Below are 5,975 nucleotides of genomic sequence, written 5' to 3' on the forward strand. Positions count from 1 at the left end.
CATATGATTTTTGGAAAAGTAATAATCGCCCAAGCATATTATTTTATCAATCTAATAAATTAATAAATCCAGCTACAATAGACAGCGATCAGTATCAAAAAGTAAGAGAATTTTTCAATCAATTTAAACCTGATGGAAAAAATCCAGGACTATACTATAGATATGAAACAGAGTTGGATTTTGAAAAGAAGTTAAGAATAGATTTGACACGCTTCATAGCAGAAAGAGTAAAAAAAAACCTTCTTCTCAAATAAGTAATCTCGAAGAAGGCTTTTTTAATATTTTTACTGCTAATTTTAATGAGGAAAGAAATGAATTTAAAAAGAGAGCAATATCTAATGCCAGTGAGATTTATTTAACAGCTCATACAGGACATTCTTACTTAGCATTAGGCAACCCTAGATTTAAAAAAGACTTAATAAATAAATTTGAGAATAGGGAATCTTCGTTTTTTGTAGTTTTGACTAATCCTTGGAGTTTTGCTCATTATAAAGTTATTTTGAAAGAGTTAATAGATACCGATCCAAATGCTAATTTTTATGAAATAGTGGCCTCTGGTTTCAAGTACTCCTCAGAAAAGATATTAGAGAGCGACCCCTTGAAAATAATTGAGAGTTCTTATGGATATTCAAACAGTTTGAATAATAGTTTGAAAGGATACAAAAATCTTAAAAATAAATATGGCGATCTGATTCAAATAAGATTCACGAAAGAAACATTAAATTCAACTGTGCTACTTACTAATCAAGAAGCATTTTATGAGCCATATATTTGCTCGCCTATTCCTAGTGATACCAACCCAGCCATGAATAAATTTGAAGTGAGAGTAGATCAAAGTTCTTACTTTTTTCGATACCTCAGATCGTATGTTCAAACCTTATGGCAGAATTCTGAACCTATTGATGAGTTTAAAGAAAAAGAATTATTTTACAAAGAAAATTTATCTAATAATATTAAATCATACTTAGATAATGATTTTTGAACTTATATTTCACTAATTCAATTAGCCAAAAAATAATATGATCGACAATTGATAAAAAGCGACGACCGCCGATCGAGATGAATAATCTCGCTCATCGTCCGCTACCATTGACGATTTTAACATTGTTGCCGAAGCAGCCGCGCTGAGTCATGGTTCTGGCGATCGGAAGAGGTCGATCGAGCGAAACACCTCGATTCCCCACAGGCGAAGCTACCCGCGCGATCTGAGGAATTCCTTACTTCCGATCTCCCCGCACCGTTATCGGTGCTTTTTTCTTGCCATAAACCCTCAATTGCTTCGCTTGATGGACGTGCAACCTGTGCGGGGTCAGATTTTCCCCTCAGCAGTTTTAACCAATCCACAAAAACGATGACTGCAACTCAAGCTTCTAGTAAATCTGGTAAATATCTAAGCCCTCAATATGCGGCAACCGATTTCAGTTTTCCTCACGCCCAGGTGGTGCGGGGGGAAGAAGACATGACTCACTGTGGCTACTTTATTCCCCTGCCCCAGGCTCAAAAAGCTGGCTGGAGCAACCTAGAAGCCACAGAAACGATTATCTATACCTACAATAACGGCGAGAAAGCCGAAGGGATTTTGCTGACCCAACCGCGAATGGTGCTGTGTGCTGTCAGCAAACTGGGGATGTTTGACAGGCTTGCCAGCCAAAATGAGGATCGGCTGGTGGTGATTGGTGAGTGGAATCGCGAACAGAGCAAAGATCCCAACAATGGCAACTTCCAAATCTATCTAGTGATGTTCCTGGGCGCGAACAACTTCCCTCTGCATCAGATTCCACTCAAAATTATCGCTAAAGGATCGCACCAAGCGACTTTGAGCAAAAATTGGGAGCAAAATTGCATCAAGATTGCCATGCTCCATGCTCAATCTGAAAAAGTTGGCTTTTTCCCTCGCGGCGAACAGTACAATACGCTCTGCGTGTTTGAGCCGATTATTAAACGGGAATTGGTCGGAAATGGCAAACTCAAGTCAGCAGCTTGCTATATTGACGGTTTTGTCCAGCCAACTGCCGCTAACTGGCAGTCATTCTTCTTGGGTGAAAGTGAGACATTGCTTGCAGAGACGATCTTGCAAATTCTCAATCCCCAGCCTCGTGCGCTATTATCGTCACCCTCTTCCGGCAGTGTAATTGCTCTGATGCCCCCTGCCGAACTGGAAGTTACCCCAGCCGAACCCCGCCAAATCTCGGCGGTGGAAGATGTCGATCCTACCCCCGTTGTAACAGTTCCGACAGTTCCCGTACCCGTTAGCACCCCTGCTCGGACAACCCGAACGACTGCTCGAACGGCTTCAGCTCCCGCGACAGTGTTAGTAGAGACTGAATTAGTCGATGACGAGCTGGAGGAATCCGATTTTATCGATGAAGAGGATGCCGATCGAATTCCGTTTTAATCGACAATAACTAATCTCAAAAGAGGCACTTCTAGATAATTAGAAGTGCCTCTTTTTATGAAAAATATGACAATTATCTTTGCAGAATATAAGTCAAAGCTCAAGCGGTATCAGAATCAAGTTAATAGATTTTGGTGCCCAGTGTGTGATACCCATACACTAACCTTTGCGCCAACTGGTGCCTGGAATTGTTGGAACGATCCGGAGCGAATCCATCGGTTAGAGATTCTAGCGGCGGTAATCCCTAATTTCGGCAAAACATACCATCGCGACCCAGTTCAGTCTCCACCACCAGATATCATGTTGCCACCAATACCGCTAATCCCCTTCACTCAACTGCATTTACCAATAACTACTTCGCTCCAATTAAGTGAAGTAATTGGCAATCAAACTATCTACCGATATAGCGATTGTCAACAGGTTGTGCGCTGGGATTATCGTACCCATAAAGTCATCCGTCCGCAACATTTTAATGGCAAAACTTGGATTTATAAAGCAGGAAATACACCTTGGATACCATTTGGGTTGGTGCGGCTAGCTGGCTATCCAGATCTATTAAATATCGTCCTAATTATTGAAGGACAAAAATGTGTGGAGATTGCTAGTTCTCGGTGTTTACCAGCAGTTTGCTTAGAAGCTGGGGATTACAGCACTCAAACGATTGCCGCTAAGTTAGAGGCGATTAGAACGCGATTAGAACGAGTATTCTTAGTAGTTCTGCCAGATTATAATCTTGCTGGATTATATCGAGCTAGAAATATTTTGGAGGTGGCATATAAGTCTGGTATTCCAGCGATTGCCCTCGATCCCTTGAAGATTAAATCAGATCTAAAAATGGGTGATGATATCGAGCAGATACCTGAGTTAGATATTGAATATTTTATGAAGATTATTCGGGAAAAAGAGAGTTATGGACTTGTCAAATTTAAGCGACGACCAGTTGCTGCAATTAATCCAGGCAGCAATGGCAGAAACCAAGCGGCGAGGTGAGGCGATTATTTATGCTGCTAATCAATCGGTGAGTGATGCCGCTCAAGAGTTGCGGACGAAAGCGGCTAAAGCCGCAGCAGTAGGACAAACGACAGCAACGACAGGCGGCTCGAATAATTTAGCAGGGGAAAAAGCCGCCCTAGTTTACGCATTGATCGAGTCCGACTTCTTTGCCTCTTATCGTCACGACCAGTTCGCTATTAACGTCTGGGAAAAGCGTGGAGAAATGCGGGTTTACATCCAGCAAAGTTTCATCGACGACCCCTGGAAATTCACCTACTTTCATACGGGGAATACCTGGAGTAGTCCTAGAACAATGGATAGCGCAGACGGATCGACCGCAACTGCGTTAATTCCCTTCTGCCAAGCAATCTGCAATCGACATCTCCCAGGCTTCAAGTGTTATTCCAATGACTATAAGAAAGCTACCCCAGATCCTCAATCATTAGCCTTCTATCGTCAAGCCATCAATAAAGCCAATGTATCTATTTAACATGACTAACCAAACTAATACCCTCAGCAATGTACTCGGAGCGATTATCACTCAAGCCGCTCAATTGCCAGATACTGGAGTTGCAGCTAAGTATCAAGCCAGAATTGGAACGGGAAATCCGAACTCCCGCGTGATGCTAATCGATACATCTGGCTCGATGGATGAAATCTGTCAGGGCACAGGACGCAAGCGACGGATCGATATTCTCAAAGAAGCGATCTCTAGTATCGGCTGGCAAGATTATCAGTTGGTTTGCTTCAATTTTAAGGTAGTTCCCATCCAAGATGTGCGAGACATCTGCGAACCGTGCGGGGGGACGGCACTCCATCGAGCGATCGATTATGCCGCATCGTTGTACCCATCCCAGACTTTGGTAATCTCGGATGGAGAGCCAGAGGATGAGTATGCTGCGATTAAATCCGCTGAGAAGTTGTCGGGAACGATCTCAACTTTATATGTTGGTGATGATAGTAATAGAGAGGCGATCGCGTTCATGTCAAAGTTAGCAAAACTCGGTTTTGGTAAGCCGTATGTTCAGAGTCTAGATAAAGGTTTTCAGGCGATTAGCGGCACGATTTCTCAGGCTTTATTACCACCTTCATATTAGACGATCGGAACCAGATAATTTATGATTGAATCCACTCCCGAACAGAAATGTTTGGGGGTATTTTTGTATGAGCTATGATTGTGGAGTGGGGATGTTTGTGGCGGCAAAAGAGATTAAATTACTCAAGGAAAATCAAGCTAATCGACTACTCACGATCGCCTATCGAGAATTAATCATCGGGTCGGATCTACTAGAGCAAAGATACAAGCTTTGGAATTCAATTTGGTGGAATAGATCGAAAGTTGGAGTTAAACGGGATATTGAGTCAAAAATGTCTAAGGTAACTTTCGATGCTAAGACGGCATATATGGCAGCAAAATCAGCCTTTAATGAATTTATGTCGGAGGTGCAAATTAGTGAAACTGTCGAGGTAAATAGATTATTGAAGATCCATACTTGTCTCTATTCGGTTGGCGAGTGGTTTATCAAGTACTCTGCCGATCGTCACCAATTAAGACTCGAAATCTTGCTAGAGGTTGCTTGATATGCTGCGCTTGGTAGCGATGAGATCTGTAAATACTCAGATCCAAAAAAGGCAAAGCTAGATTGTCTCTGGCTTTGCCTTTCATTGTGATGGGGTTTTATTGCCATAAAAGCTCATCGATCGTTCAATAATTCACAAAATTATCGCCACGTCTAGTATAACAGTCATAAAGCCAACGTTTAAGACCGAGTTACTCACTCCAGTAACCTTGTCGGAATCCAACGAACAAGCTCAGTTAGACCACCAAGAAGCTCTCTGGCAAGATCGGTGTGATTACTATCAATCCGCTCAGTAGTTAAACTTTAGTGCCCAGGTATATTGCCTGGGCTTGAATATCATGGCTTCATTAATCGATCTAGGTGGCATTAAAGATGCGATGCTCGAAGCGATCCTCGACGCACTGGAAAATCCCGATCCCGACGATCCCCAGCAGGAAGCAGTACTCAATGCTCAGTTGGCAGAATTAGAGTTGGAGATCGCCAGTAAAGTTGATGCGATCGCGGGCGTTTTCGCTGCCAAACAAGCAGAGATTAACTTTCTCGTCGAACGGCGGGAGCATTTCGACAAGCTGGCGAAGTCGCGGCAGAATGCGATCGAGCGGTTGAAAGCTTATGTCAAACTCGCATTGGAGCGACAGGGATCGACTGCAATCGCGGGTAAAGAAGCTAGTTTAAGATTAGTCAAAAATGGAGGAAAACCGCCTGTGTGGCTAAATCCTGATATCAAACCACAAGATTTTCCCTGCGATGTTGTCAATGAGCGCATCACATTCTCTGTATCTACCGAATCAGTTCGAGCAAAGTTAGCTGAAGCTGGAATAGATGAGTTAATTGGCGAAGATGGACGAATCTTGGCAAAACTACAAGAGCGGGGAACACATCTAAGAATTGGCTAGAATATCGCAAAAATGTTTTGGAATTTTCCAACTAGTCCGTAACTTCCCTACCAAAATTTCTAATCTCATTTAGCACCAGTCACTTTTGAAGACTGGTGCTTTTTTATATTC

Annotated in this window: 8 protein-coding genes; all 8 read left to right on the forward strand. The window is 42.6% G+C overall.

Annotated elements, in window-relative coordinates; genetic code table 11:
• Nucleotides 1–254: hypothetical protein (locus ACEW9J_RS15140; RefSeq protein ID WP_373545945.1), on the forward strand; the 254-nt coding region annotated here is incomplete at its 5' end.
• A gap of 206 nt (nt 255–460) precedes the next feature.
• Nucleotides 461–982, forward strand: a complete 522-nt coding sequence (locus tag ACEW9J_RS15145; protein ID WP_373545946.1) for a hypothetical protein — start codon at nt 461–463, stop codon at nt 980–982.
• 369 nt (nt 983–1,351) lie between these two features.
• On the forward strand, nt 1,352–2,395 hold the full coding sequence (locus ACEW9J_RS15150; protein ID WP_373545947.1) for a DUF5895 domain-containing protein: 1,044 nt from the start codon (nt 1,352–1,354) through the stop codon (nt 2,393–2,395).
• Nucleotides 2,396–2,461: 66 nt separating this feature from the next.
• Nucleotides 2,462–3,385, forward strand: a complete 924-nt coding sequence (locus tag ACEW9J_RS15155) for a hypothetical protein (RefSeq protein WP_373545948.1) — start codon at nt 2,462–2,464, stop codon at nt 3,383–3,385.
• Entirely contained in the window at nt 3,336–3,878 is a 543-nt protein-coding gene (locus ACEW9J_RS15160) for a hypothetical protein (RefSeq protein ID WP_373545949.1), read from the forward strand. The genes ACEW9J_RS15155 and ACEW9J_RS15160 overlap by 50 nt, the downstream gene beginning before the upstream one ends.
• Nucleotide 3,879: 1 nt before the next feature.
• Nucleotides 3,880–4,485, forward strand: coding sequence for a VWA domain-containing protein (locus ACEW9J_RS15165; RefSeq protein ID WP_373545950.1), 606 nt, complete (start codon nt 3,880–3,882; stop codon nt 4,483–4,485).
• A 67-nt stretch (nt 4,486–4,552) separates the two neighbouring features.
• Nucleotides 4,553–4,969, forward strand: coding sequence for a hypothetical protein (locus ACEW9J_RS15170; protein ID WP_373545951.1), 417 nt, complete (start codon nt 4,553–4,555; stop codon nt 4,967–4,969).
• A gap of 337 nt (nt 4,970–5,306) precedes the next feature.
• Nucleotides 5,307–5,864, forward strand: coding sequence for a siphovirus Gp157 family protein (locus ACEW9J_RS15175; protein WP_373545952.1), 558 nt, complete (start codon nt 5,307–5,309; stop codon nt 5,862–5,864).
• The last annotated feature ends 111 nt before the right edge of the window (nt 5,865–5,975 follow it).

This window comes from Chamaesiphon sp., from assembly GCF_041737865.1.
GTDB lineage: Bacteria > Cyanobacteriota > Cyanobacteriia > Cyanobacteriales > Chamaesiphonaceae > Chamaesiphon.

Bases quoted from the DNA above. Each gene is read 5' to 3' on its own strand.
- ACEW9J_RS15155 (WP_373545948.1), top strand. From the start codon at position 2,462: ATGACAATTATCTTTGCAGAATATAAGTCAAAGCTCAAGCGGTATCAG.
- ACEW9J_RS15150 (WP_373545947.1), top strand. From the start codon at position 1,352: ATGACTGCAACTCAAGCTTCTAGTAAATCTGGTAAATATCTAAGCCCT.
- ACEW9J_RS15170 (WP_373545951.1), top strand. From the start codon at position 4,553: ATGAGCTATGATTGTGGAGTGGGGATGTTTGTGGCGGCAAAAGAGATT.
- ACEW9J_RS15165 (WP_373545950.1), top strand. From the start codon at position 3,880: ATGACTAACCAAACTAATACCCTCAGCAATGTACTCGGAGCGATTATC.
- ACEW9J_RS15175 (WP_373545952.1), top strand. From the start codon at position 5,307: ATGGCTTCATTAATCGATCTAGGTGGCATTAAAGATGCGATGCTCGAA.